General features: G+C 67.3%; 27 protein-coding genes. 25 read left to right on the forward strand and 2 right to left on the reverse strand.

Annotated features, from left to right (window positions below; genetic code table 11):
- Nucleotides 1-58 precede the first annotated feature (58 nt).
- Both ACG01O_RS13065 and ACG01O_RS13070 read left to right on the forward strand, forming a co-directional pair.
- On the forward strand, nt 59-1,930 hold the full coding sequence (locus tag ACG01O_RS13065; protein ID WP_394385227.1) for an ATP-binding cassette domain-containing protein: 1,872 nt from the start codon (nt 59-61) through the stop codon (nt 1,928-1,930).
- Nucleotides 1,927-2,307, forward strand: a complete 381-nt coding sequence (locus tag ACG01O_RS13070; protein ID WP_394385229.1) for a hypothetical protein — start codon at nt 1,927-1,929, stop codon at nt 2,305-2,307. Before ACG01O_RS13065 ends, ACG01O_RS13070 begins: the two co-directional genes overlap by 4 nt.
- A gap of 50 nt (nt 2,308-2,357) precedes the next feature.
- Here ACG01O_RS13070 and ACG01O_RS13075 read toward each other — a convergent pair whose 3' ends face one another.
- Nucleotides 2,358-2,990, reverse strand: a complete 633-nt coding sequence (locus ACG01O_RS13075; RefSeq protein WP_394385231.1) for a DNA-binding transcriptional response regulator — start codon at nt 2,988-2,990, stop codon at nt 2,358-2,360.
- Between the two features lie 117 nt (nt 2,991-3,107).
- The gene (locus tag ACG01O_RS13080) at nt 3,108-4,559 is read right to left on the reverse strand and encodes an aminotransferase-like domain-containing protein (protein WP_394385233.1); all 1,452 of its coding nucleotides are present in this window, start codon (nt 4,557-4,559) and stop codon (nt 3,108-3,110) included.
- Between the two features lie 73 nt (nt 4,560-4,632).
- Here ACG01O_RS13080 and ACG01O_RS13085 point away from each other — a divergent pair, with 73 nt between their 5' ends.
- The 23 genes from ACG01O_RS13085 (at nt 4,633) to ACG01O_RS13195 (ending at nt 24,727) form a co-directional block, all read left to right on the forward strand.
- Nucleotides 4,633-5,544 (forward strand): DMT family transporter, encoded by a 912-nt coding sequence (locus ACG01O_RS13085; protein WP_394385235.1) that lies wholly within the window; start codon nt 4,633-4,635, stop codon nt 5,542-5,544.
- A gap of 13 nt (nt 5,545-5,557) precedes the next feature.
- Complete coding sequence (locus ACG01O_RS13090; protein WP_394385237.1) at nt 5,558-5,854, forward strand: DUF2917 domain-containing protein; 297 nt, start codon at nt 5,558-5,560, stop codon at nt 5,852-5,854.
- Nucleotides 5,851-6,546, forward strand: coding sequence for an aspartate/glutamate racemase family protein (locus ACG01O_RS13095; protein WP_394385239.1), 696 nt, complete (start codon nt 5,851-5,853; stop codon nt 6,544-6,546). Before ACG01O_RS13090 ends, ACG01O_RS13095 begins: the two co-directional genes overlap by 4 nt.
- Nucleotides 6,547-6,575: 29 nt before the next feature.
- The gene (locus ACG01O_RS13100; protein ID WP_394385242.1) at nt 6,576-7,784 is read left to right on the forward strand and encodes an aminotransferase-like domain-containing protein; all 1,209 of its coding nucleotides are present in this window, start codon (nt 6,576-6,578) and stop codon (nt 7,782-7,784) included.
- Between the two features lie 148 nt (nt 7,785-7,932).
- A complete protein-coding gene (locus ACG01O_RS13105) occupies nt 7,933-9,162 on the forward strand; it encodes an ABC transporter substrate-binding protein (RefSeq protein WP_394385244.1) in 1,230 nt (409 codons plus the stop codon).
- 141 nt (nt 9,163-9,303) lie between these two features.
- On the forward strand, nt 9,304-10,179 hold the full coding sequence (locus ACG01O_RS13110; RefSeq protein WP_394385246.1) for a branched-chain amino acid ABC transporter permease: 876 nt from the start codon (nt 9,304-9,306) through the stop codon (nt 10,177-10,179).
- A gap of 14 nt (nt 10,180-10,193) precedes the next feature.
- Nucleotides 10,194-12,104: a branched-chain amino acid ABC transporter ATP-binding protein/permease gene (locus ACG01O_RS13115; RefSeq protein ID WP_394385248.1), complete on the forward strand. Its 1,911-nt coding sequence runs from the start codon at nt 10,194-10,196 to the stop codon at nt 12,102-12,104.
- 1 nt (nt 12,105) lies between these two features.
- Nucleotides 12,106-12,828, forward strand: coding sequence for an ABC transporter ATP-binding protein (locus ACG01O_RS13120; RefSeq protein WP_394385250.1), 723 nt, complete (start codon nt 12,106-12,108; stop codon nt 12,826-12,828).
- 2 nt (nt 12,829-12,830) lie between these two features.
- Nucleotides 12,831-13,271 (forward strand): GNAT family N-acetyltransferase, encoded by a 441-nt coding sequence (locus ACG01O_RS13125; RefSeq protein ID WP_394385252.1) that lies wholly within the window; start codon nt 12,831-12,833, stop codon nt 13,269-13,271.
- Complete coding sequence (locus tag ACG01O_RS13130) at nt 13,264-14,106, forward strand: PhzF family phenazine biosynthesis protein (RefSeq protein WP_394385254.1); 843 nt, start codon at nt 13,264-13,266, stop codon at nt 14,104-14,106. The genes ACG01O_RS13125 and ACG01O_RS13130 overlap by 8 nt, the downstream gene beginning before the upstream one ends.
- Nucleotides 14,103-14,819 (forward strand): alanyl-tRNA editing protein, encoded by a 717-nt coding sequence (locus tag ACG01O_RS13135; protein ID WP_394385256.1) that lies wholly within the window; start codon nt 14,103-14,105, stop codon nt 14,817-14,819. The genes ACG01O_RS13130 and ACG01O_RS13135 overlap by 4 nt, the downstream gene beginning before the upstream one ends.
- Before the next feature lie 144 nt (nt 14,820-14,963).
- Complete coding sequence (locus tag ACG01O_RS13140) at nt 14,964-15,479, forward strand: GNAT family N-acetyltransferase (protein ID WP_394385258.1); 516 nt, start codon at nt 14,964-14,966, stop codon at nt 15,477-15,479.
- Nucleotides 15,480-15,496: 17 nt separating this feature from the next.
- Nucleotides 15,497-16,405, forward strand: a complete 909-nt coding sequence (locus tag ACG01O_RS13145) for an SMP-30/gluconolactonase/LRE family protein (RefSeq protein WP_394385260.1) — start codon at nt 15,497-15,499, stop codon at nt 16,403-16,405.
- Between the two features lie 165 nt (nt 16,406-16,570).
- On the forward strand, nt 16,571-17,059 hold the full coding sequence (locus ACG01O_RS13150) for an ATP synthase subunit I (RefSeq protein ID WP_394385262.1): 489 nt from the start codon (nt 16,571-16,573) through the stop codon (nt 17,057-17,059).
- A 13-nt stretch (nt 17,060-17,072) separates the two neighbouring features.
- Entirely contained in the window at nt 17,073-17,942 is an 870-nt protein-coding gene (gene atpB / locus ACG01O_RS13155; protein WP_394385263.1) for a F0F1 ATP synthase subunit A, read from the forward strand.
- Between the two features lie 54 nt (nt 17,943-17,996).
- The gene (gene atpE, locus ACG01O_RS13160; RefSeq protein ID WP_127682566.1) at nt 17,997-18,266 is read left to right on the forward strand and encodes a F0F1 ATP synthase subunit C; all 270 of its coding nucleotides are present in this window, start codon (nt 17,997-17,999) and stop codon (nt 18,264-18,266) included.
- Between the two features lie 36 nt (nt 18,267-18,302).
- The gene (locus ACG01O_RS13165; protein WP_394385266.1) at nt 18,303-18,773 is read left to right on the forward strand and encodes a F0F1 ATP synthase subunit B; all 471 of its coding nucleotides are present in this window, start codon (nt 18,303-18,305) and stop codon (nt 18,771-18,773) included.
- Nucleotides 18,774-18,775: 2 nt separating this feature from the next.
- The gene (locus tag ACG01O_RS13170; protein WP_394385268.1) at nt 18,776-19,309 is read left to right on the forward strand and encodes a F0F1 ATP synthase subunit delta; all 534 of its coding nucleotides are present in this window, start codon (nt 18,776-18,778) and stop codon (nt 19,307-19,309) included.
- A 38-nt stretch (nt 19,310-19,347) separates the two neighbouring features.
- A complete protein-coding gene (gene atpA / locus ACG01O_RS13175) occupies nt 19,348-20,901 on the forward strand; it encodes a F0F1 ATP synthase subunit alpha (protein ID WP_394385270.1) in 1,554 nt (517 codons plus the stop codon).
- Nucleotides 20,902-20,958: 57 nt separating this feature from the next.
- Nucleotides 20,959-21,831 (forward strand): F0F1 ATP synthase subunit gamma, encoded by an 873-nt coding sequence (gene atpG / locus ACG01O_RS13180; protein WP_394385272.1) that lies wholly within the window; start codon nt 20,959-20,961, stop codon nt 21,829-21,831.
- 43 nt (nt 21,832-21,874) lie between these two features.
- On the forward strand, nt 21,875-23,287 hold the full coding sequence (gene atpD, locus ACG01O_RS13185) for a F0F1 ATP synthase subunit beta (RefSeq protein ID WP_394385274.1): 1,413 nt from the start codon (nt 21,875-21,877) through the stop codon (nt 23,285-23,287).
- Between the two features lie 60 nt (nt 23,288-23,347).
- A complete protein-coding gene (locus ACG01O_RS13190; protein WP_394385276.1) occupies nt 23,348-23,761 on the forward strand; it encodes a F0F1 ATP synthase subunit epsilon in 414 nt (137 codons plus the stop codon).
- A 123-nt stretch (nt 23,762-23,884) separates the two neighbouring features.
- On the forward strand, nt 23,885-24,727 hold the full coding sequence (locus tag ACG01O_RS13195; RefSeq protein WP_394385278.1) for a D-hexose-6-phosphate mutarotase: 843 nt from the start codon (nt 23,885-23,887) through the stop codon (nt 24,725-24,727).
- Nucleotides 24,728-24,745 lie beyond the last annotated feature (18 nt).

Here is a 24,745-nt window from a genome sequence, read left to right on the forward strand (position 1 = left end):
ATACGCAAGGTCAGCACCCCGGCGGGGTCGGGTGTGGCCCGTCAGGGACAATCCCCCGATGGCAGTCCTCTCCCTCACCAACGCCCATCTCGCTTTCGGCCACGTGCCCTTGCTGGATGGCGCCAATTTCGCGCTGGAAACCGGCGAACGCGTCGGCCTGATCGGCCGCAACGGCACCGGCAAGTCCTCGCTGCTGAAGATCCTCGCCGGCATCGAGAAGCTCGACGACGGCCTGCTGCAGCAGCAACACGGCCTGACCAATGTCTACGTGCCGCAGGAGCCCGAGCTGCGCGGCGACGCGACCATCTTTGACGTCGTCAGCGAAGGCGTGGCCGAGGCCAAGTCGCTGCGCGAGCGCTATGAGCGCCACGACGAGAACGACGACCTGGCCTGGGTGCAGGAGCGCATCGAGCACATCGGCGCCTGGAACTGGGAGCAGCGGGTGGACGAAACCCTGCACCGCCTGGGCCTGGACGGCTCGCGCCTGGTGGGCAGCCTCTCCGGCGGCCTGAAGAAGCGCGTGGCCCTGGGGCGCGCGCTGGTGGCCCAGCCCGATGTGCTGCTGCTGGACGAGCCCACCAACCACCTGGACCTGGACGCCATCACCTGGCTGGAAGGCCTGCTGAACGACTTCAAGGGCTCGCTGCTGCTGATCACCCACGACCGGCAGTTCCTGGACAACGTGGCCAACCGCATCGTCGAGCTCGACCGCGGCCAGCTGCGCGGCTACCCGGGCAACTTCGCCGCCTTCCAGGCCGCCAAGGCCTACGAGCTGGAGAACGAGGCCCTGGCCAATGCGCGCTTTGACAAATTGCTGGCGCAGGAAGAGGTGTGGATTCGCAAGGGCGTGGAAGCGCGGCGCACGCGCTCGGTGGCCCGTGTGCAGCGCCTGCACGAGATGCGTGAGCAGCACGCGGCCCGGCGCGATGTGCAGGGCAAGGTGCGGCTGGATATCGACACCGGGGCGAGCAGCGGCAAGATCGTGGCGGAGCTGGAGGACGTGTCCAAGAGCTTTGGCGAGCGCGCCATCGTGCGTGGCTTCACCAGCACCATCCTGCGCGGTGACAAGGTCGGCCTGATCGGCCCCAACGGCGCCGGCAAGACGACGCTGCTGAAGATGATCCTCGGCGAACTGCCGCCCGACAGCGGCACCGTGCGCCTGGGCTCACGCCTGACGGTGGCGTACTTCGACCAGATGCGCGACACGCTCAACCTCGACGCCACGCTGGCCGACACCATCAGCCCGGGCTCCGAGTGGATCGAGATCGGCACGCAGAAGAAGCATGTGAAGAGCTATCTCGGCGACTTCCTGTTCTCGCCGGCGCGGGCGAACTCGCCGGTGCGCACGCTGTCGGGCGGCGAGCGCAACCGCCTGCTGCTGGCGCGCCTGTTCGCGCGGCCGGCCAATGTGCTGGTGCTGGACGAACCCACCAACGACCTGGACATCGAAACCCTGGAGCTGCTGGAAGAGCTGCTGGCCGAGTACGACGGCACGGTCTTCCTCGTCAGCCACGACCGCCGCTTTCTGGACAACGTGGTCACCTCCACCATCGTCTACGAGGGCGACGCGCGCTGGCGCGAGTACGAAGGCAGCGTGCAGGACTGGCTGACCCAATCCAAGCGCGCCGCCGCCTTGCAACAGGCCGCCGCACCCAAGGCTGCCCCCACACCGCCGCCTGCGCCGGAGCCGGCGCCGGTGGTGGCGACCAAGCGCAAGCTCAGCTACAAGGAGCAGCGCGAGCTGGATGAAATTCCGAAGCAGATCGCCGCGCTGGAGGCCGAACAGACGCAGCTGAACGCACTGATTGCCGGCAGCGAGCTCTACACGCAGGGCGCCAAGCGCATTGCCGAGGTGACCGAGCGCGCGGCCGAGATCGACACCGAGTTGCTGGCGCTGATGGAGCGCTGGGAAGTGCTGGAGGCCAAGTGAGCGCCGACGCCCTGCAGCAGGAGTGGCTGGCGCTGCAGTCGCAGCATGAGCCGTACGAAGCGTGGGCGCTGGCCGTGAAGCTGGCCGGCGTGGCGGTCGCGCTGTGGGCGCCGTCCATCGGCCTGGCCGTGGGCGCGCTGGCCCTGCTGTGGCTGCAGGAAGGCGTGCTCAAGACCTTTCAAGCCCGGCTGGGCGCCCGGCTGCTGGCGGTGGAGGCGGGCCTGCGATCCGGGGCGCCGGCGATGCAGCTGCACAGCGACTGGCTGGCGCAGCGGCCTCGCGGGCTGGGCCTGGTGCGCGAGTACCTGCGCAGCGCGATGCGCCCGACGGTGGCACTGCCGTACCCGCTGCTGATGGGGCTGGTGCTGTTGGGCTGACCCCGCGGAGGTAGGGGGGAGGGGGCGCTCGGCGGCGGCCCCGGCAGGCCTCAGGCCGGCTGGAGCTTTTCCACCGGCACGAAGCTGGCCTGGCCCTTGAGCTGCACCACGGTGCCGCCTTGGCGGTGCACCACGTACTGGGCGGTGTGCAGCTCGCCGTTGAAGCGCACGCGGTCGCCCGGCTTGATGACGGGCTGGGGCGGCAGCACCGGCAGCACGGGCCGCGTGGGCGCGGCGGGCGCCATCGACGCCGAGGGCCGGCTGGCGCGCATCACGTCACGCAGTTGGCCGTGCAGGGCGGGGTGGTCCTTGGCCAGCGTTTCCAGCGCCCGGGTCATCTCGGTTTTGAGCTGGTCCGCGGTGAAGGGCTTCTTCAAGAGGAAGTGCGCCCCGTGCGCCTCGGCCTCGAACTCCTGCTCCGGCGTGACCTGGAAGCTGAACAGCGCCAGCTGCAGGCGCGGCTGCACCTCGCGCAGGCGTTGGTACAGCGCGGGCCCCTGCAGCGTGGCCTTGGGAAACCAGTCGGTGATCAGGAAATTCGGCTTGAACAGCAGCCCTTGCGACAGGGCGCTGTCGGGGTCCGCGCAGCACAGGATGTGGTCGGGCGCGAAGCCGTGGGCCTGCAGCAGCTGGCGGACAAACGTTTGCACCCCGGCCAGGGCATCCACAACGAGAAATTTCAAAGGCTCACTCATGTCCACAACACGTGCCGAGGCCAGATCGGCACCAACGCGGACGGATTGTGCCGGCACGGGCGGCTCGGGTCGCCCTGAGGGCGGGGCGCGGGCGCGAACTTTTCGTCATGCCGGGCCCGTGCGTGGGCCCCGGCTGGTGTCCACGCACTGGCGCAGGCAGTGCCAGAAGGCCGGGTCTTGCGAGGTGGCCATGTTGATGCGCATCAGCGAGCCTGGTTGCCGCGTGGCGCTGAACAGCGCGCCGGGGGCCGTGAGCCAGCCGGCGTCCAGCAGCGGCTGGGCCAGGCGTTCGGTGTCCACGCCCACGTCCAGCCAGCCGAACAGGCCGTCCGGCGGCGCCGCCCACTGAAAGCCATGCCGCGTGGCCAGCGCCGCGATGCGCCCGCGGGCGGTGGCCAGGCGTTCGCGCAGCCGCTGGGCGTGGCGGCGCAGCCGGCCTTGCTCCAGGCACAGGGCCACGGCGCGCTCCATGACGGGGGAGCTGGTCAGGCCGTCGAGCAGCTTGGTGTCGGTCAACACCTGCAGTCGCTCGGGCGTGGTGGCCAGGTAGCCCACCCGCCAGGCGGGCGTGAGCACCTTGGAAAAGCCCGACACATAGATCACGCGGCGCAGCCCATCCAGCGCCGCGAGGCGGGGCAAATGCTCCGGGGCCAGGAAGCCGTAGCTGTCGTCTTCCACGATGAAGAAGTCGTGCGCGTCGGCCAGGCGCAGCACCTGGTGGGCGGTGGCCAGGTCCAGGCTGTGGCCGGTCGGGTTGTGCAGCACCGACACCGTGAGGTACGCCCGCGGCGCATGTTCCGCTGCCAGCGCGGCCAGCACGGCGAGATCGGGCCCCGGCGCCCCGTTCGGCGCACGCGGCACGGGCAGCAGCCGGATGCCGGCCTGGGACAGGCGCGCGAACATGATGGCCCAGCCCGGGTCGTCGATCAGCACCGCGTCGCCCGGTTGCAGCTGGGTGCGGATGATCAGGTCCAGCGCATGGGTGGCGCCGTTGGTGGTGAGGAGGTGGGCTGGGCTGGTGTGGATGCCCAGGTCGCCCAGCCGCTGGGTGAGCGCGGTGCGCAGCCGCAGGTCGCCGCTGGGGTCGCCGTAGCTCACCTGCACCGGCAGGCCTTCGCTTGTGTGCAGCCGGCGCAGCGCGGTTTGCAGCAGGGTGGGGTCCAGCCAGTCGGCGGGCAAGGTGCCCAGGCCGGGGGAGCGGGCGGCATCGGCCTCGAACATGCCGCGGATGAGCGCGGTGGCATCCATGGGCGCCTGGCGGGGCATGCTGCCGGCGGGGCGTGCGGTGGCGCGGGCCGGGGTGGGGCGGCTGTCTCGCACGAAGAAGCCGCGCTGGCGCCGCGCCTCCAGCAGGCCAGCCGCTTGGAGCTGGTCGTACGCGGCCACCACGGTGTGCGGGCTCACACCGTGCTGGCGAGCGCAGTCGCGCACCGAGGGCAGCCGGGCGCCGGGCAGCAGCAGCCGTTCGCGGATGCGCAGCGCAAAGCGGTCGGCCAGTTGGGTGGCCAGCGGTTGGCTGGCGTCGCGCAGCAGCGGCGCGGGTGTACCGGTGGGCATGGCAGTACAGATTCTGTATTTGTGCCTTTGACTGTACTGGTTCTGTACTGGTTTGGGTTGCAGACTGGGCCTCATGACGATCACCGCTTCCCCGCCTTCACCCGCTCGCACCGCCGCCCAGGTGCAAGGCCTGTGGCTGGGCGTGGCCGGCGTGCTGATGTTTGCCTTGAGCATTCCCATGACCCGCCTCGCGGGCGGCACCGTGGACGCACCGCAGCTGCCGCCGGCGTTTGTGGCCTTCGGGCGGGCGGCGGTGGCGGGGGTGCTGTCGGTGCTGTACCTGGCGGCGTGCCGTGCGCCGTGGCCGCAGCGCCGGGAGTGGCCGGCGCTGGCCTTCACGGCCTGTGGGGTGGTGCTGGGCTGGCCGCTGTTGCTGGGCCTGGCGGTGCGTCGGGTGGACGCGGTGCATGCGTCGGTGGTGTCCGGCGTGCTGCCGCTGGCAACGGCGGTGTTGGCCGCGCTGGTGTTGCGGCAGCGGGCCAGTTGGGGCTTTTGGGCCTGCGCGGGGGCCGGGTTGGGGTTGGTGGTGGGGTTCGCCGCCTGGCGTGGCGCGGGGGCGCTGGTGGCGGCCGATGGCTGGCTGCTGGCGGCGGTGGTGTGCGCGTCGGCCGGTTATGTGAGCGGGGCGCGGCTGTCGGCTGGCCGCCCGGCGGTGCAAGTGATTTGCTGGGTGCTCGTGCTCAGCCTGCCGTTGACCGTGCCGGCGGCGGTGTTGACCCGGCCCACGGCGCCGGTGGCCGCCTCGGCCTGGGTGGGTTTTGCGTATGTGTCGCTGTTTTCCATGTGGATCGGCTTCTTCGCCTGGTACCGCGGCTTGGCCCTGGGCGGCACGCTGCGGGTGAGCCAGGTGCAGGTGCTGCAGCCGTTTCTGTCCATGCTGTTCGCGGTGCCCATGCTGGGCGAGCGGCTGGACGCCATGACGCTGGCCTTCGCCGCTGCCGTGCTGGCGGTGGTGTGGCTGGGGCAACGACAACGCGTGCATTGAGCAAGGAGGCGCCATGACAGACACGTTCACCCATCGATTGACCGCGGGCCAGGCCGTGACGCTGGCCGCCGCGTCGGCCCCACGCCGCGTGGTGGTGACTCAGGGCCGGCTGTGGGTCACGGTGTCGGGCGATGCGGCCGACCACTGGCTGTCGCCCGGCGGCGGCTTCACGCTGGTGCCCGGTCAGGAGGCCGTGCTGGAGGGCTGGCCCGAGGCACAGTTCCAGGTGCTGGCCCCCGCCCGGGTGCGGGCGCGCCGCAAGCCGCGCCAGAACGGCGGCTGGGGTGTTGCGCGCGGGGTGCCGGCATGAAGACGCTGGGTGTGTTGGGCGGCATGAGCTGGGAGTCCACCCAGCACCTGTATGCCTTGCTGAACCGCGGCGTCGCACAACGCCTGGGCGGGCTGCACAGCGCGCAACTGGTGCTGCACAGCGTGGACTTCGCTGCCGTGGCCGCGCTGCAATCCGCCGGCGACTGGGCGGGCGCGGCACAGCGGCTGGGCGCCGCGGCGGCCGGCTTGCAGCGCGCGGGCGCCGAGGCGCTGGTGCTGGCCACCAACACCATGCACCGCGTGGCGGCCGAGGTGGAGCAGGCCGCCGGGCTGCCGGTGCTGCACATCGTGGACGCCACCGGCGATGCGCTGCGCGCCGCCGGGGTTCGCCGCGCGGGCCTCTTGGCCACGCAGTACACGATGGAGCCGGGCTTTTACCGCGACCGCTTCCGCACGCGCTTTGACATCGACACCGTGGTGCCGGACGAAGCCGGCCGCGCCTGGGTGCACCGGCTGATTTATGACGAGCTGTGCCAGGGCCGGCTGGAGGCCGCCTCGCGCGAGGGGCTGCGCCAGCAGGTGACGGCACTGGCCGAGCGCGGCTGCCAGGCCGTCATCCTGGGCTGCACGGAACTGGGCCTGCTGCTGCCTGCGGGGTCGCCCGCGGCGGTGCCTTTGTTCGACACCACCGAGTTGCAGGCTCGGGCGGCGGTCGACTGGATGCTAGGCTGACTGCTTTTGAAATCACGCGTAACCCGAACATGACCACCGTCTGGAACCAGGCACGCCGCGCGGCGCGCATGAACCCGTCCATCATTCGCGAGATCCTGAAGGTCACCGAGAAGCCCGGCATCCTGTCCATGGCCGGGGGCCTGCCCAGTGCTGACACCTTTCCCGTCGAGGCCCTGAAGTCGGCCTGCGACCGCGTCCTCAGCCAGGCGCCGCGCGAGGCCCTGCAATACGCCGCCAGCGAAGGCTACGCCCCGCTGCGCGAATGGGTGGCGCAGCGCGTGGCCGCGCTGGGCATGCAGGTGTCGCCCGACCAGGTGCTGGTGACCAGCGGCTCGCAGCAGGGTCTGGACCTGGTGGGCAAGATCCTGTGCGACAGCGGCGCCCCCGTGGCCGTGGAAACGCCCACCTACCTGGGCGCGCTGCAGGCCTTCACGCCGTACGAGCCGCTGTTCGCCAGCCTGGCGAGCGACGCCGAAGGCCCTCGCCCCGAGGCGATTGCCGCCCTGCCGCACGACGCGCCGGGCACCCGGTTCAGCTACCTGCTGCCCAATTACCAAAACCCCACCGGCCGTGTGATGGGCGCCCAGCGCCGGGCGGAGTTGGTGGAGGCCTCGCGCCGCGCGGGCGTGCCCATCGTGGAAGACAACCCCTACGGCGACCTGTGGTTCGACGAGCCGCCGCCGGCGGCACTGTCCAGCCTGTGGCCGCAGGGCTCGCTGTACCTGGGGTCGTTCTCCAAGGTGCTGACGCCGGGCTTCCGCCTGGGCTACCTGATTGCGCCGCCCGAGCTGTACCCGAAGCTGCTGCAGGCCAAGCAGGCGGCCGACCTGCACACCCCGGGCTTCAACCAGCGCGTGGTGTACGAGGTCATCCGCGATGGCTTCCTGGACCAGCACATCCCGTCCATCCGCGCCCGTTACAAGGCCAACCGTGACGCGATGGCCGAGGCGCTGCGCCAGCACCTGCCGGCGGGCTGCGAGTGGCAGTCGCCGCAGGGCGGCATGTTCTTCTGGATTCGCCTGCCGGCGGGCCTGGACGCCATGGCCCTGCTGCCGCGCGCGGTGGATGCCGGCATCGCCTACGTGCCCGGCGCGGCCTTCTACGCCCAGCAGCCCGACCCGCGCACGCTGCGCCTGTCCTTTGTCACGCTCACGCCGGACCTGATCCGCGAAGGCGTGGAAAAGCTCGGCGTGCTGCTGCACCAGGCCCTGGCCGGCGAGGCCGAGCCCACGCCCTAACCCTCAACCCTGACGCCGAACTGAAGCCGGGGGCTTTTGCGGGCTCCCGGGTTTCCATATCCCCAAGTCGCTTCCGCTCTGGCATCGTATGCAGTAAGCCCCCGGCAATGCCGCCGGGTGGATGGCATAACGAGAGACGAGGCAAACGATGAAGCAGGTATGGACAGCCGTGGCTGCAGCGGTTTTTGCAGTGGGTGCCCAGGCGGCCGACCCGATCAAGATCGGCGTCTCCGGGCCGTTCACCGGCGGGTCGTCGTCCATGGGCGTGAGCATGCGCGACGGCGTGCGCCTGGCGGCTGAGGAAATCAACAAAGCCGGCGGTGTGCTGGGCCGTCAGATCCAGCTGGTCGAGCGCGACGACGAGGCCAAGAACGAGCGCGGCGTGCAGATCGCCCAGGAGCTCATCAACAAGGAAAAGGTGGCCGCCACCGTCGGCTACATCAACACGGGCGTGGCCCTGGCCTCGCAGCGCTTCTACCAGGAAGCCAAGATCCCGGTGATGAACAACGTGGCCACCGGCTCCATCATCACCAAGCAGTTCGAGAGCCAGCCCGAGAACTACATCTTCCGCAACGCGGCGCACGACTCCATCCAGGCGCCGATGATCGTGGAAGAGGCCATCGCCAAGCGGGGCTTCAAGAAGGTCGCCATCCTGGCCGACAGCACCAACTACGGCCAGCTCGGCCGCGCCGACCTGGAAGCGGCGCTCAAGCTGAAGAACATCACGCCCGTGGCGGTGGAGAAGTTCAACATCAAGGACGTCGACATGACGCCCCAGCTGCTCAAGGCCAAGGAAGCCGGCGCTGAAGCCATCCTGACCTACGCCATCGGGCCGGAGCTGGCCCAGATTGCCAACGGCATGACCAAGCTGGGTTGGAAGGTGCCGATGATCGGATCCTGGACGCTGTCCATGGCCAACTACATCGACAACGCCGGCCCTGGCGGTGAAGGCGCGCGCATGCCGCAGACCTTCATCCAGGAGCCCACGACGCCCAAGCGTCAGAGCTTCATCATCAATTACCTGCGCACCTTCACGCCGAAGAACTCGCGCATCGACTCGCCGGTGTCCGCCGCGCAGGGCTACGACTCGGTCTACCTGCTGGCCGCCGCCATCAAGCAGGCCAACTCCACCGAAGGCCCCAAGATCAAGGCCGCGCTGGAAGACCTGAAGACGCCGGTGGAAGGCGTCGTCACGACCTACAACAAGCCCTTCTCCAAGACCGACCACGAAGCCATCACGGCCAACATCCCGGTCATGGGCGAGGTCAAGGGCCAGCGCGTGGTGTACGCCTACCCGGATGACTTCAAGAAGGCCTCGGAAGTGCGCGTCAAGGACGTGAACGCCAAGGGCGCGCTCGAGCAGAAGAAGCGGCAGTAAAAGAGACCCCCCGTACCGGCTTCGCCGGCCCCCCAGGGGGCGCTGCCAGTGGCCCGGCAAAGCCGGTTCCACGGCAGCTGCTGGAGGGACGGGCGGGGTCGCTGTGGCGACCCCGCCCTTGTTTTTTTAACGGAACGACCGATGCAAATCCTGACCCAGCTCGTGTTCAGCGGTATTGCGCTGGGCATGATCTACGCCGTCATCGCCTTCGGCTATCAGCTCACCTTTGCCACCAGCGACACCCTGAACTTCGGTCAGGGCGAGTCGTTGATGCTGGGTGCGCTGGTGGGCCTCAGCCTCGTGGGCTGGGGCGTGAACTACTGGCTGATGATTCCGCTCGTGTGCCTCTTCGGCGCCTTTCAGGGCGCGGTGGTCGAGCGCATCGGCGTGCGGCCTGCCATCAAGATGAAAAGCGAGTTCGGCTGGATCATGTCCACCATCGCGCTGGGCATCATCTTCAAGAACGTGGCTGAGAACGTGTGGGGCCGGGATGACCTCAAATTTCCGTCGCCGCTGCCCGAGTCGCCGATGAAGTTCCTCGGCGCCAACGTGCTGCCGATGGAGTTGCTGGTCATCGTGGGTGCGGTGGGCATGATGCTGGCGGTGGAGCTCTTCAACCGCAAGAGCATCTACGGCAAGGCGGTGGTGGCCACCTTCAATGACCGTGACGCTGCCAAGCTCATGGGCATCAACACTGGCCTGGTCATCACCTTCAGCTACGCGCTGTCGTCGCTGACGGCCTCGTTCGCCGGCGTGCTCATCGCCCCGCTGACGCTGACCGGCGCCACCATGGGCGCGGTGCTGGGCCTGAAGGCCTTCGCGGTGGCCATCATCGGCGGCCTGACCAGCGGCATGGGCATCATCGTGGGCGGCATCATCCTCGGCGTGGCCGAGACGACGACGGGCTTTTACCTGTCCACTGGCTACAAGGACGTTCCGGGCCTCGTGCTGCTGCTCATCGTGCTGGCCGTGAAGCCGGCCGGCCTGTTCGGCAAGACCGCCATCAAGAAGGTCTGAGGAAGGCGCAACCCGTGAACCTCCAGAAAACTGCTCTCGGCCTGCTGGCCATCGCGGCCCTGGCCGCCTTCCCGCTGGTCTCCGGCAACCCGTACTACATCCACCTGGTCGAAACGATCATGATCTACGCGATCGTGCTCTTCGGCCTGGACATCGTGGTGGGCTACACCGGCCAGGTGTCGCTCGGTCACGCGGGCCTGTTCGGCATCGGCGCCTACACGGCGGGCGTGCTCATCCTGAAGCTCGACGCGCCGGTCTACGCCACGCTGCCGGCTGCCATCGCCGTGGCCGCGGTGTTTGGCGCCATGTTGGCCTTGCCGGCGCTGCGTGTGACCGGACCGTACCTCGCCATGGTGACGCTGGCCTTCGGTACCATCATCCAGATCCTGATCAACGAGATGACCTTCCTGACGGAAGGCCCGATGGGGATCACGCTGACCAAACCCACGCTCTTCGGCCACCCTCTGGACGAGATGGAGTACTACTGGTTGGTGATGGCCTGCCTGGTGGCCTCGCTGATCTTCGTGCACCGGGTGCTGCACAGCCAGCTCGGCCGCGCGTTCGAGGCGCTGCGCGGCAGCCCGGTGGCGTCGGACTGCATGGGCGTGTCGGTCTACCGCTACAAGGTCTATGCCTTCGTGATCTCGGCCGCACTCGCCGGCCTGGCCGGGGCGCTGTACGCCTACTCCGAGCAGTACATCAGCCCCAACACCTACAACTTCGAGCTGACGGTGATGTTCCTGCTGGCCATCATCATGGGCGGCCGCAAGACGCGCACCGGCGCCATCCTCGGCGCGGCCATCATCGTGATGCTGCCCAAGCTGCTGGACGACCTGCAGGTGTTCCGCATTGGCGCGGTGGTGCTGGCCGTCATCGTGGCCCTCTCGGTCGGTGTGGCCATGAAGCGCGGCAAGATGGCCGGGCAGATGGCGGCCATCCCGGTGCTGGGCACCGTTGGCCTGGCCGCCCTGTCGTTCAAGCTGGACACGATGACCGACTGGCGCCTGTCCATCTTCGGCCTCATCACGCTGTTCGTCGTGTACTACCTGCAGGACGGCATCGTGGGCTTCGTGCGCAATGCGCTCAACCTCAAGCCCAAGAGCGAGCGCGACACCACGGCGGCCACCGCCGCGGCCCTCACCCGCGCCACAACGCAGGGCGAGGCCGAGCTGCTCAAGGCCAGCCACGTGCTGATGCAGTTCGGCGGCCTGAAGGCGCTGAACGATGTGGACCTGGTGGTCAAGCGCGGCACCATCCATGGCCTCATCGGCCCCAACGGTTCGGGCAAGAGCACGATGATGAACGTGCTCACCGGCATCTACCAGCCCACCGCGGGCACGGTGGTGTTTGCCGGCCGCACGGTCAACGGCCGCACCTCGTCGGACATCGCGCTCTCCGGCATCGCCCGCACCTTCCAGAACGTGCAGCTGTTCGGCGAAATGACGGCGCTGCAAAACGTGCTCGTGGGCCTGCACCACAGCTTCAAGAGCAACCTCGTCGACGTCGCCCTGCACCTGCCGCGCTACCTGCGCGAAGACCGCGAGCAGCGCGCCCGCGCACATGCGCTGCTGGACTTCGTCGGGCTGGGCGAACTGGCCAGCGAGGAGGCGCGCAACCTGCCCTATGGCAAGCAGCGCCTGCTGGAGATTGCCCGCGCGCTGGCGCTGGACCCGCAGCTGTTGCTGCTGGACGAGCCTGCCGCCGGCCTGACCGCGCCCGACATCAAGGAACTGCTGGAAATCATCCGCAAGATCCGCGACGCCGGCGTCACCGTCATCCTCATCGAACACCACATGGACGTCGTCATGAGCCTGTGCGACCGCGTCTCGGTGCTGGACTTCGGCCAGAAGATCGCCGAGGGCCTGCCCGCCGAGGTGCAGGCCAACGAGAAGGTCATCGAGGCCTACCTGGGCGGAGGTGCCTGACATGCTGACCATCAAGAATCTGAGCGCCGGCTACGGCAAGGTCCAGGTCCTGCACGGCATCTCGCTGGAGGTGCCCAAGGGCCAGGTCGTGACCCTCATCGGCTCCAACGGCGCCGGCAAGACCACCACCATGCGCGCCGTCAGCGGCATGATCAAGCCCACCGGCGGCGAGATCACGCTGAACGACCGCCGCATCGACGGCATGGAGAGTTACCACATCGCCCGCCGCGGGCTCGCCCACTCGCCCGAAGGCCGGCGCGTGTTCGCGACCATGACCGTCACCGACAACCTGCGCCTGGGCGCATTCCCGCGCTACACCGGCGAGCGGCCCAAGGGCGACATCGCTGGCGACCTGGAGCGGGCGTTGGAGCTGTTCCCCCGCCTGAAGGAGCGCCGGCTGCAACTGGCCGGCACGCTGTCCGGCGGCGAGCAGCAGATGCTGGCCATGGCCCGCGCCGTGATGCTCAACCCCGAGGTCGTGCTGCTGGACGAACCCTCCATGGGCCTCGCCCCCATCCTCGTGGAAGAGGTGTTCCGCATCATCGAAAGCCTCAAGGCGCGCGGCGTGACCATGCTGCTCGTCGAGCAATTCGCTGCCGCCGCGCTGAAGGTGGCGGACTACGGCTACGTGCTGGAAAACGGCCGCATCGCTGTGCACGGCCCCGCCGCCAAGCTGCGCGACGACCCCGCCGTGCAGGCCGCCTACCTCGGCGGCGGCCACTGAGCGTGCTGCCCGCCGGCTACCGCCTCAGCTTCGACGCGATCGACGCCGAGGCGGCGCACGCCTTCCTGACCACGGCCTACTGGTGCGAGGGCATCCCGCTCGCCACAGTGCAGCGGGCCATCGAGCATTCGCTGTGCATCGCCCTGCTGGCCGACGGGCAGGGCCAGGTGGGCTTTGCGCGGGTCGTTACCGACCGCACGACGTTTGCCTATCTGTGCGACGTCTACGTGCTGCAAGCCCATCGGGGGCAGGGGCTGGCCGTTGCGATGGTTCAATCGCTGCTCGCCCACCCCGACCTGCAAGGCCTGCGCCGCTTCATGCTCTTCACGCGAGACGCTCACCCGCTCTACGCCCGCCATGGCTTCCAGCCGCTGGCGACGCCGGACCGGGGCATGGAGATCGTGCGGCCGGGTCTGTACCTGAAGCCGCCTGCCGATGCCTGAACTCCGCCGATTCGTCCAAGTCGATGTCTTCACTGCCGCCCCGCTGAAGGGCAACCCACTCGCCGTCGTCGTGGACGGTGCGGGCCTGTCGGATGACGACATGACCGCCTTCGCCCGCTGGACCAACCTCAGCGAAACCACCTTCCTGCTGCCGCCCACCGACCCGGCGGCCGACTATCGCGTGCGCATCTTCACGCCGGGTGGCGAACTGCCCTTCGCCGGCCATCCCACCCTCGGCAGTGCGCACGCGTTTCTGGCCAGCGGGGGCGACGTGAAGAAGCCCGGCGAGGTGGTGCAGCAGTGCGCCATCGGCCGGGTGCGTGTGAAGCGCCAGGGTGCGCGCCTGGCCTTCGCCGCACCGCCGCTGCGCCGCAGCGGCCCGGTGGACGATGGCGCGCTGCGCGAGCAGGTGCTTGCCGCCCTGCGCATCGCGCCCGAGGCCTTGCTGGACCTGGTCTGGGTGGACAACGGCCCTGGCTGGATGGCCGCCCGCCTGCCCGATGCCGCGGCCGTGCAGGCCCTGCAGCCCGATTTCGTCGCCATGCAGGGCTTGAAGCTTGGCGTGGTGGGGGCGCATCCGGCCGACAGTGAGTGCCAGTTCGAAGTGCGCGCCTTCGTGCCTGACCTGGGCGTGCCGGAAGACCCCGTCACTGGCAGCCTGAATGCCGGCCTGGCCCTGTGGCTGCAGGGCGCGGGCTTGGCGGGCGAAACCTACATCGCCGCCCAGGGCGCGGCGCTCGGCCGCGCGGGTCGCGTGCACGTCAGGCGCGATGCCGAGGCGACCTGGATTGGCGGCGACGTGACCCCGCTCATCCACGGGCAAGTGAGGCTGTGATGACCGAAGAACTTTTCCGCGAGGACGCCGCGCTGCTGACCTGCGAGGCCACCGTGACGGGCCAGGGGGAGGGCGGCGTGACGCTCGACCGCACGGTTTGCTACCCGCTCGGCGGTGGTCAGGCCGGTGACACCGGCTGGCTGGTGGCCGGCGAGCAGCGCTGGCGCGTGACCGACACGCGCAAGAGCAAGGAAACGCCGGGCGCCATCGTGCATCTCGTCGAAGGCGATCCGCCCGCGGTTGGGTTGGTGGTGCGCGTCGAGGTCGACGCCGCCCGCCGCCAGGCGCACCGGCGCTTCCACACCGCGACCCATCTGCTGTGCGCGCTGCTGCCGTATCCCGTGGATGGCTGTTCCATCACCGACACCTACGCGCGGCTCGATTTCCACACCGACGAACCGTTCGACAAGCACGCCATCGAGGTGGGCCTGGCACGGCTGGTGGCCGAGGCGCATCCGGTGCGTCACCGCTGGATCAGTGAAGAGGAACTGGATGCCAACCCGGGGTTGGTGCGGTCGATGAGTGTGCAGCCGCCGCGTGGCCTGGGTCGCGTTCGGGTGCTGGAGGTTGAAGGCGTGGACCTGCAGCCCTGCGGGGGCACGCATGTGTCCAACACCGCCGAGATCGGCGCCCTCGTCGTCACCAAAATCGAAAAGAAGAGCGCCAAGACCCGCAGGGTCGTGCTGGGCTTTGCCCAGTCAAGCGGCGCTTGAAGCGCTCTTCTTCGGGGATGGCTCATGTGAGCGCAGCGAACGTGAGTGATCACCAAAAGAAGTTCGCCAAGACCCGCAGGGTCGTGCTGGGCTTCGCCCCCTAAGTGGTCCGTGCGTGCGGCCCCTGGCTAAACTGGCGGCACGATGTCAGGCCCTGAAATCCAGCTCATCACCCCGGAGTCGCCCGCCGATTGGCACGAGACGCGCCTCATCTTGCGCGACTACGCCAACAGCCTCGACGTGGACCTCGACTTCCAGGGCTTTGACGAGGAACTGGCCCACCTGCCCGGCGCCTACGCGCCGCCGGGCGGGCTGATGCTGCTGGCGCTGGTGGACGGGGCCGTGGCAGGCAGCGGTGCGTTTCGCCCGTTGCTGGAGTCGGACTACCCGAACGCCTGCGAGATGAAGCGCCTTTATGTGCGGCCGGCCTTCCGGCGCTTTGGGTTGGGACGCATCCTGGCGCAGGCCTTGATGGATCGCGCCACCGAAGCGGGCTACTCGACCATGCTGCTCGACACCCTCGACGACATGGAGGCCGCCCGCGGCCTGTATGAAAGCCTCGGCTTTGTCGAGGTGCCGCCGTTCTACTTCAACCCGATTCCGGGCGCCCATTACCTGAAGGCTGAATTGGGCGGCTTCCGCCCGAGTTACCTCGGGTAACGGCCTAGAGTGGCGGCATGACCGACGCCGCGCCTTACGAAATCCAAGTCCTAGGCTCCCACCGTTGCCGGCTGGGGGAGTCCCCGCTGTGGCATCCGGACGAGCAACAGCTGTACTGCGTCGACATCCCGGGCCGGCAGGTGCTGCGCTGGGCACCTGGCGCCGATGAACCCACGTGTTGGGATCTCCCCGCGGAGCCGGGCTGCATCGCGGCCCGCACGCAGGGCGGCTTGCTCGTGGCGGGGCGCGATGGCGTGTCGCTGCTCGACACCCAGACCGGGCGCTCGAGCGCGTGGATGGCGCCGCCGTTCGATCCGACAGCGCAGCGGTTCAACGACGGCAAGCCCGACGCTGCCGGGCGGTTCTGGGTGGGCGCGCTCAGCGACGCCCGCGCCCACGAGGCGGCGCTGTACCGCATCGACGCCCACGGCTGCGCTGCCGTGCAGGGCGGCATTGCCGTCTCCAACGGTCTGGCCTGGAGCCCTGACGGCGCCGTGATGTACCGCAGCGACACCAAGGCCCACGCGATCTACCGGCACACCTTCGACGCCACCACCGGTGCGTTAGGTGAAGCCCAGCCCTGGGCCCAGTTCGATCTGCGCGACGCGGCTCAGCCCCTGTCGGCCTACGGTGGGCGTCCGGACGGCGCGGCCGTCGACGCCGAGGGGTGCTACTGGGTGGCCATGTTCGAAGGCCAGCGGCTCCTGCGGCTGAGTCCGGCGGGCGTCGTGCTGCAGACGGTCATGCTGCCGGTGCGCTGCCCCACCATGCCGTGCTTCGGCGGGGCCGACCTGCGCACGCTGTACGTGACCACGGCGCGCGACAAGCGGCCGGACGACGAACTGGCCCAGCAGCCCTGGGCCGGTGGTGTGCTCATGCTGAGAGTCGAGGTGCCCGGACTGCCCGCCCACCGCGCCGCCGTCTGATCACCGCCGGCGCACCCCGCGCGCCGCAGCCTCCCTTGCCTGAGGCCGAAGGGCCTGGCATCCCCCTGGATGCCGGGCTCTTCAGATCATGCGGGTTTCCACATATACTCCCGGGGTTTTGCCGGCGGGCACCTGTGCCGGCGATTTGTCGAACCCCTCGCCGCCATGACGCAACCCCCGGTTCGTCCTGCAGGCAACTGGGACGACACATCGCCTGACACCGAGCCCGCAGTCCCCTGGACGGCGCAGCAGGTGCAACACCTCGTCGCGCAGCAGCCCCGGATCTCGCCTTGGCGGGTGGTGCTGGTTCAGGCGGTCGTCGGCGTGACGTTGACGTTGGGGTGGTGGCTTCTGGGCTCCGCGCCGGCGCAACAGGTCAGTTCCAGCCTCTGGGGCGCGGCCGCTGTGATCCTCCCTCATGCCTTGATGGCCTGGGGGCTGCGGCGGCAAGCAACCCAGGCTTCGGCGGCGCTGGCAGCGTTCCTGTTCTGGGAACTGGTGAAAGTTGCTTTCACCGTCGGCCTTCTGGGCTTGGCGGTGTGGTGGGTGCGAAATCTGAGTTGGACAGCTCTGCTGCTGGCTTTGGTGCTGTGCCTGAAAGTGCATATGTGGGCCTTGTGGTGGTTGGCAAGGCCTGGTCAAGAAACGAATTGAGTCAACGACGACGATGAGCAGCGAAACGCACGCGCCCAGCGCCGGTGAGTACATCACCCATCACCTGCAGCACCTGCAGAAGGACTTCTCCTTCAACAGCGTCAAGCAGACGAGCATCGTTGATTTCAGCCTGTTCAATTTCGACTCGCTGGTCTTCTCGACGCTCCTCGGCTTCGTCGGTCTGTTCCTGCTGTGGCGCGGTGCCCGCAAGGCCACGTCGGGCGTGCCCGGTCGTTGGCAGGCAGCCGTCGAAATGTTGTTCGAGCTGATCGACAACCAAGCCAAGAGCGTGATCCACAGCGAGCAAAGCCGTCGTTTCGTCGGCCCTCTGGCGCTGACGGCGTTCGTCTGGATCTTCTTGATGAACTTCATGGACATGCTGCCGGTCGACTTCCTGCCGCAAATCTGGCACAGCGCCGGTCCGGCGTTGGGCTTCAAGGACTACATGCGTGTGGTGCCGTCGGCTGACCTGTCCACCACGCTGGGCATGTCCACCTTCGTGCTGCTGACCTGCCTGTACTACAGCGTGAAGATCAAGGGTCTGGGCGGCTGGGGCCATGAGTTGGTCGCGGCGCCGTTCGGTGACCACTGGGCGCTGTGGCCGTTCAACTTCCTGATGCAGATGATCGAGTTCCTGGCCAAGACCGTGTCCCACGGCATGCGGCTGTTCGGCAACATGTTTGCCGGTGAACTCGTGTTCATGCTGATCGCCCTGATGGGCGGTGCCTGGGCGGCCAACGCCACGGGCCTGTCGATGGCCTTCGGCCATGTGGTGGCCGGCACCATCTGGACGCTGTTCCACATCCTGGTGATCGTCCTGCAGGCGTTCATTTTCATGATGCTCACGCTGATCTACATCGGCCAGGCTCACGATCACCACTGATTTCCGTTTTCCTTCCCTTTCCTTTTCCCCCACCTCTCTTCTAGGAGATAAAAAATGAACGACATCCTCGGTCTGGTTGCTCTGGCTTGCGGCATCATCGTTGGCCTGGGCGCCATCGGCGCTTCTATCGGCATCGCGCTGATGGGCGGCAAGTTCCTGGAATCGTCGGCCCGTCAACCCGAGCTGATGAACCAGCTGCAGACCAAGATGTTCATTCTGGCGGGTCTGATCGACGCGGCTTTCCTGATCGGTGTTGCCATCGCCCTGCTGTTCGCGTTCGCCAACCCGTTCGCTGCCACCTTCCTGGCCACCGTCGCGAAGTAATCACTGCTCCCTTTCACGCTTGAAAGGAGATAAGCCGTGAATATCAACGCAACGCTGTGGATCCAGTGGATCCCGTTTGCGATCCTGGCTTGGGTGACGGCCAAGTTCATCTGGCCCCCGATTGCCAAGGCGCTGGACGAGCGCGCCGCCAAGATCGCTGAAGGTCTGGCGTCCGCTGACAAGGCGAAGGCCGAGTTGGCCAATGCCAACAAGGCCGTCGAAAGCCAACTGGCGCAAACGCGCACCGAAACGACCAAGCTGATTGGCGACGCTGAAAAGCGCGCTGCCGCCTTGGTCGAAGAGGCCAAGAAGCGCGCCGAGGAAGAGGCTGCCAAGATCATTGCGCAAGCCAAGGCGGAAGCCGACCAACAGGTCGTGCGTGCACGTGAGGCCCTGCGCGAGCAGGTCGCCGTGCTGGCCGTCAAGGGTGCGGAACAGATCCTGCAGAAGGAAGTCAACGCTGGCGTCCACGCCGAGCTGCTGACCCGTCTGAAGCAGGAGCTCTGATCATGGCTGAACTCGCCACCATCGCCCGTCCGTACGCGGAGGCGCTGTTCCAGGTCGCGCGTCAGCACGATCTGGCTGTTTGGCGCGATCAGGTCGACGCCCTGGCCCAGGTGGCGCTCGACGCCGACCTGCGCAGCTTCGCTGAGCACCCCAAGACCCAGCCCGATCAGGTGGTGGGTCTGGTGGTGGAGGCCGTGCGCCGTCCGCTCGATGCAGGTGTGCAGAACTTCCTGCGCACTGTGGTCGAGAACCGCCGGCTGGATGCCATGGCCGAGATCGCCGCGCAGTTCCACGCGCTGGTCAGCGAGTCCCAAGGTGTGGCCGAAGCCCAGGTCGCGAGCGCTTACCCGCTCGAGGCCGGTCAGCTGGCCGATCTGACGGCCGTGCTGGAAAAGCGTTTCGGCCGCAAGCTCTCCTTGACCGTGAGCGTCGACGCATCGCTGATCGGCGGTGTGCGCGTGATCGTCGGTGACGAGGTGCTCGACACCTCGGTGCTGGCCCGGTTGGAGCGCATGAAGACCGCGCTGATCGCCTAATCATTCAACCGCCCGGCCCGCCCGGGGGGAGACCCGACATGCAACTCAACCCTGCAGAAATTTCCGAACTCATCAAGAGCCGCATTGAGGGCCTGGCCCCCAACGCGGACATCCGCAACCAGGGCACGGTGGTGTCGGTGTCCGACGGTATCGTCCGCGTGCACGGCCTCTCGGACGTGATGCAGGGCGAAATGCTCGAATTCCCGGCCGCTGCCGACGGCACGCAGACCTTCGGTCTGGCCCTGAACCTCGAGCGCGACTCCGTCGGCGCCGTGATTCTGGGTGCCTACGAGCACGTCTCCGAAGGCGACACCGTCAAGTGCACGGGCCGCATCCTGGAAGTGCCGGTCGGTCCCGAGCTGATCGGTCGCGTCGTGAACGCCCTGGGTCAGCCCATTGACGGCAAGGGCCCGATCAACGCCAAGATGACGGACGTCATCGAGAAGGTCGCCCCGGGCGTGATCGCCCGTAAGTCGGTCGACCAGCCGGTGCAGACTGGCCTGAAGTCCATCGACTCCATGGTGCCCGTCGGCCGTGGCCAGCGCGAGCTGATCATTGGTGACCGCCAGACTGGTAAGACCGCCGTCGCCATCGACGCGATCATCAACCAGAAGGGTCAGAACATGACCTGCGTGTACGTCGCCATCGGTCAGAAGGCGTCGTCCATCAAGAACGTCGTGCGTGCTCTCGAGCAAGCCGGCGCGATGGAGTACACGATCGTCGTCGCTGCTTCCGCTTCGGAATCTGCCGCCATGCAGTACGTGTCGGCCTACTCCGGCTGCACGATGGGCGAGTACTTCCGCGACCGCGGCCAAGACGCCCTGATCGTTTATGACGATCTGTCCAAGCAGGCGGTCGCCTACCGTCAGGTGTCGCTGCTGCTGCGCCGCCCGCCGGGTCGCGAAGCTTTCCCTGGCGACGTGTTCTACCTCCACAGCCGTCTGCTGGAGCGGGCCGCGCGCGTGAACGCCGACTACGTCGAAGCCTTCACCAAGGGTGAAGTCAAGGGCAAGACCGGTTCGCTGACGGCTCTGCCGATCATCGAAACGCAAGCGGGTGACGTGTCCGCCTTCGTGCCGACCAACGTGATCTCGATCACCGACGGCCAGATCTTCCTGGAAACCAACCTGTTCAACGCCGGTATCCGCCCCGCCATCAACGCCGGTATCTCGGTGTCGCGCGTCGGTGGTGCTGCCCAGACCAAGTTGATCAAGTCGCTGTCCGGCGGTATCCGTACCGACCTGGCCCAGTACCGTGAACTGGCCGCGTTCGCGCAGTTCGCTTCCGATCTGGACGAAGCCACCCGCAAGCAGCTCGACCGTGGTGCCCGCGTGACGGAACTGCTGAAGCAGGCTCAGTACTCGCCGCTGCCCATTTCGCTGATGGGTGCGTCGCTGTACGCGGCCAACAAGGGCTTCATGGACAGCATCGAAGTGAAGAAGGTCCTGGCCTTCGAACACGGTCTGCATCAGTACCTGAAGACCAGCCACGCGGCCCTCCTCGCCAAGCTCGAAAACGACAAGGCGATGGACAAGGACGCAGAGGCCGAACTGAACGCCGCGATCACTTCCTTCAAGAAGTCGTTCGCCTAAGCCACGGGACACGCGGAGCCTGGTTTCGACCGGGCTTCGCACTGACTAGGAGTTCGAATGGCTTCAAGCAAAGAAATCCGCGGCAAGATCAAGTCGGTCGAGAACACCAAGAAGATCACCAAGGCGATGGAAATGGTCGCCGCATCCAAGATGCGCAAGGCGCAGGAGCGGATGCGTTCGGCCCGTCCTTACGCTGAGAAGATCGGCAACATCGCTGCGGCCCTGGCGCAAGCCAACCCGGAATACCGTCACCCCTTCCTCGTGAAGAACGAAGAAGCGAAGACGGTGGGCATGGTCGTGGTGACGACGGACAAGGGTCTGTGCGGCGGTCTCAACACCAACCTGTTGCGTGCAGCGACGTCCCGCCTGAAAGAGCTGGAAAACGCCGGCCAGCAGGCGGAAGTGGTGGCCATCGGTGGCAAGGGCTTCGGTTTCATGAACCGGGTCGGCGCCAAGGTGGTCGCTCACGCCACGCAACTGGGCGATCAGCCGCACATCGAAACGCTGATCGGTCCGGTCAAGGTGCTGCTGGATGCGTACGCGGAAGGTCGTCTGTCGGCCGTCTACGTCTGCTACACCAAGTTCATCAATACGATGAAGCAAGAGGTGGTCGTTCAGCAACTGCTGCCGCTCAAGGCCGATGAAATGGCCACTGAGAAGGCATCGCACGCGTGGGACTACATCTACGAGCCGGACGCCCCCACCGTCATCGACGAGCTGCTGGTGCGTTACTCGGAAGCCCTGGTGTTCCAGGCCGTGGCTGAAAACATGGCCAGCGAGCAGTCTGCTCGCATGGTGGCCATGAAGTCCGCGACCGACAACGCCGGTAACCTCATCAAGGAACTGAAGCTGGTCTACAACAAGACCCGCCAGGCTGCGATCACGAAGGAACTCTCCGAGATCGTCAGCGGCGCCGCTGCAGTGGGTTGATCAGGTTTCAGCACGCAAAGAATTGAATTGAAGGAACGCACAAATGGCTAACACTCAAGCCCTCGGCAAGATCGTTCAGTGCATCGGCGCCGTGGTGGACGTGGAATTCCCCCGTGACCAGATGCCCAAGGTCTACGACGCCCTCAAGATGGAAGGCTCGGCCCTGACGCTGGAAGTTCAGCAGCAGCTGGGCGACGGCATCGTCCGCACGATTGCTCTGGGTTCGTCCGACGGCCTGCGCCGTGGCACCCAGGTCTACAACACCGGCGACACCATCCAGGTGCCGGTCGGCAAGGCGACCCTGGGTCGCATCATGGACGTGCTGGGCAACCCCATCGACGAACGCGGTCCCGTGTCGTCGGAACTGACCGCCTCCATCCACCGTGCCGCTCCGGCCTACGACGAGCTGAGCCCGTCGCAAGACCTGCTGGAAACCGGCATCAAGGTGATCGACTTGATCTGCCCGTTCGCCAAGGGCGGCAAGGTGGGTCTGTTCGGTGGCGCCGGCGTCGGCAAGACCGTGAACATGATGGAGCTCATCAACAACATCGCCAAGGCGCACTCGGGTCTGTCCGTGTTCGCTGGCGTGGGTGAGCGCACCCGTGAGGGCAACGACTTCTATCACGAGATGTCGGACTCGAACGTGGTCGTCCAGGACAAGCTGGAAGACTCCAAGGTCGCCATGGTCTACGGCCAGATGAACGAGCCCCCGGGCAACCGTCTGCGCGTGGCTCTGACCGGCCTGACCATCGCCGAGTCCTTCCGTGACGAAGGCCGTGACGTGCTGTTCTTCGTGGACAACATCTACCGCTACACGTTGGCCGGTACCGAAGTGTCCGCCCTGCTGGGCCGTATGCCCTCCGCCGTGGGCTACCAGCCGACGCTGGCCGAGGAAATGGGCCGCCTGCAAGAGCGCATCACGTCGACCAAGGTCGGCTCGATCACCTCGATCCAGGCCGTGTACGTCCCTGCGGACGACTTGACCGACCCGTCGCCTGCCACGACCTTCGCCCACTTGGACGCTACTGTCGTGTTGTCCCGTGACATCGCCGCGCTGGGTATCTACCCCGCCGTCGACCCGCTGGACTCCACCTCGCGCCAGATCGACCCGAACGTGGTCGGCGAAGAGCACTACAGCACCACCCGTGCCGTGCAGGCCGTGCTGCAGCGCTACAAGGAACTGCGCGACATCATCGCGATTCTGGGCATGGACGAACTGTCGCCGGAAGACAAGCTGGCCGTGGCTCGCGCCCGCAAGATCCAGCGTTTCCTGTCGCAGCCTTTCCACGTGGCCGAAGTGTTCACGGGCACCCCGGGCAAGTACGTGCCGCTCAAGGAAACCATCCGCGGCTTCAAGATGATTGTGGCCGGCGAGTGCGATCACCTGCCGGAGCAGGCTTTCTACATGGTCGGCACCATCGACGAGGCGTTCGAAAAGGCCAAGAAGATCCAGTGATGGACCGAGGGGCGGCGTGCCGCCCCGTCTTGAACCTTTTCAACCCAAGGACAACACCCCATGGCAACCATTCACGTCGACGTGGTCTCCGCCGAAGAGCAGATCTTCTCGGGCGAAGCCAAGTTCGTGGCCCTGCCGGGTGAAAGCGGTGAACTGGGCATCCTGCCCCAGCACACCCCGCTGATCACCCGCATCAAGCCGGGCGCCGTGCGCATCGAGTGCGCCGACGGCAGCGAAGAGTTCGTCTTCGTCGCCGGTGGCCTGCTGGAGGTGCAACCCCATCGCGTCACGGTGCTGGCCGACACGGCCATCCGCGGCAAGGACCTGGACGAAGCCAAGGCCCTGGAAGCCAAGAAGCTGGCCGAAGAAGCCCTGCGCAACGCCAAGGACAAGCTGGACCAAGCCGCCATCCAGAGCGAGTTGGCCATCCAGGCCGCGCAGATCGCGGCGCTGCGGAAGTACCTGAAGAAGTAATCGCGTGGCGCCGCGGCACAGCGGATTCCACGGAAGGCTTGGCGCCTTCAACCCAAGCGCGGCCTCGGCCGCGTTTGTCATTTCTGGCCCCTGGATGCCATTCACCATCGATTGGAATTGCTCATGAGCTCAAGCCCACTCGTCGACCTCGTCGCCCCAGATGGCGCCCGGGTCCAGATCAGTCTGCAAGGGGGGCACCTGCTGTCCTGGAAGCCTGCGGGCGCGCCTGAGCAGCTGTACCTCTCTCCGCGCAGTGAGTTCACGCCGGGTAAGGCCATTCGCGGTGGCGTGCCGGTGTGCTTTCCGCAGTTTGCCGAGCGCGGCACCTTGCCCAAGCACGGCTTTGCGCGCACTGCGTTGTGGGAGCTGGTGAGCCAGGACCAGGGCAAGGACGATGCGCTGGCCGTGCTGCGCCTGAAGGACAGCGAGGCCACCCGCGCGATTTGGCCCCACGCGTTCGAGCTCGAGCTGAGCGTGCGCGTGAGCGGCCGCACGCTGGACATCGAACTCGCGTGCGAGCACACCGGTCAGCCGGACGACGCGCCGCTGCAGTTCACCACCGCCCTGCACACCTACCTGCGCGTGGGCGACCTGGACGCGGTCAGCGTTGAAGGCTTGGCCGGGCTGCGCTACTTTGACAGCGTCAAACAAACCGAGGCCCTGCAGCGCATGGACTTGCTGCTGACGGGCGAGAAGGGCGTGCTCGACCTCGATCGCATCTACTTTGGCGTCAAGGAGCGGCCGCTGGTGGTGACGGAGGACCGCCGCCAGGTTGTGTTCGCGCACCAGGGCTTTGATGACGCCGTGGTGTGGAATCCCGGCCCGGAGCGTTGCGCGCAGCTGGCGGACATGCCGGCCGAGGGCTGGAGCGAAATGCTGTGCGTGGAAGCCGCCAACGTCGGCCGGCCGATCGAGTTGCAACCTGGCGAGAGTTGGGTGGGCCGACAGAGCCTGCAGTTGCTCTGAATCAGACGCGCGGCAGGG

The sequence above is a fragment of the Pelomonas baiyunensis genome (assembly GCF_043555935.1).
GTDB lineage: Bacteria > Pseudomonadota > Gammaproteobacteria > Burkholderiales > Burkholderiaceae_C > Pelomonas > Pelomonas baiyunensis.

Excerpts from the sequence above, each read along its gene's own strand:
- ACG01O_RS13065 (WP_394385227.1), top strand. The coding sequence starts at position 59 with ATGGCAGTCCTCTCCCTCACCAACGCCCATCTCGCTTTCGGCCACGTG.
- ACG01O_RS13080 (WP_394385233.1), bottom strand. The coding sequence starts at position 4,559 with ATGCCCACCGGTACACCCGCGCCGCTGCTGCGCGACGCCAGCCAACCG.
- ACG01O_RS13085 (WP_394385235.1), top strand. The coding sequence starts at position 4,633 with ATGACGATCACCGCTTCCCCGCCTTCACCCGCTCGCACCGCCGCCCAG.
- ACG01O_RS13090 (WP_394385237.1), top strand. The coding sequence starts at position 5,558 with ATGACAGACACGTTCACCCATCGATTGACCGCGGGCCAGGCCGTGACG.
- ACG01O_RS13095 (WP_394385239.1), top strand. The coding sequence starts at position 5,851 with ATGAAGACGCTGGGTGTGTTGGGCGGCATGAGCTGGGAGTCCACCCAG.
- ACG01O_RS13100 (WP_394385242.1), top strand. The coding sequence starts at position 6,576 with ATGACCACCGTCTGGAACCAGGCACGCCGCGCGGCGCGCATGAACCCG.
- ACG01O_RS13105 (WP_394385244.1), top strand. The coding sequence starts at position 7,933 with ATGAAGCAGGTATGGACAGCCGTGGCTGCAGCGGTTTTTGCAGTGGGT.
- ACG01O_RS13110 (WP_394385246.1), top strand. The coding sequence starts at position 9,304 with ATGCAAATCCTGACCCAGCTCGTGTTCAGCGGTATTGCGCTGGGCATG.
- ACG01O_RS13120 (WP_394385250.1), top strand. The coding sequence starts at position 12,106 with ATGCTGACCATCAAGAATCTGAGCGCCGGCTACGGCAAGGTCCAGGTC.
- ACG01O_RS13130 (WP_394385254.1), top strand. The coding sequence starts at position 13,264 with ATGCCTGAACTCCGCCGATTCGTCCAAGTCGATGTCTTCACTGCCGCC.
- ACG01O_RS13140 (WP_394385258.1), top strand. The coding sequence starts at position 14,964 with ATGTCAGGCCCTGAAATCCAGCTCATCACCCCGGAGTCGCCCGCCGAT.
- ACG01O_RS13145 (WP_394385260.1), top strand. The coding sequence starts at position 15,497 with ATGACCGACGCCGCGCCTTACGAAATCCAAGTCCTAGGCTCCCACCGT.
- ACG01O_RS13150 (WP_394385262.1), top strand. The coding sequence starts at position 16,571 with ATGACGCAACCCCCGGTTCGTCCTGCAGGCAACTGGGACGACACATCG.
- atpB (WP_394385263.1), top strand. The coding sequence starts at position 17,073 with ATGAGCAGCGAAACGCACGCGCCCAGCGCCGGTGAGTACATCACCCAT.
- atpE (WP_127682566.1), top strand. The coding sequence starts at position 17,997 with ATGAACGACATCCTCGGTCTGGTTGCTCTGGCTTGCGGCATCATCGTT.
- ACG01O_RS13170 (WP_394385268.1), top strand. The coding sequence starts at position 18,776 with ATGGCTGAACTCGCCACCATCGCCCGTCCGTACGCGGAGGCGCTGTTC.
- atpA (WP_394385270.1), top strand. The coding sequence starts at position 19,348 with ATGCAACTCAACCCTGCAGAAATTTCCGAACTCATCAAGAGCCGCATT.
- atpG (WP_394385272.1), top strand. The coding sequence starts at position 20,959 with ATGGCTTCAAGCAAAGAAATCCGCGGCAAGATCAAGTCGGTCGAGAAC.
- atpD (WP_394385274.1), top strand. The coding sequence starts at position 21,875 with ATGGCTAACACTCAAGCCCTCGGCAAGATCGTTCAGTGCATCGGCGCC.
- ACG01O_RS13190 (WP_394385276.1), top strand. The coding sequence starts at position 23,348 with ATGGCAACCATTCACGTCGACGTGGTCTCCGCCGAAGAGCAGATCTTC.
- ACG01O_RS13195 (WP_394385278.1), top strand. The coding sequence starts at position 23,885 with ATGAGCTCAAGCCCACTCGTCGACCTCGTCGCCCCAGATGGCGCCCGG.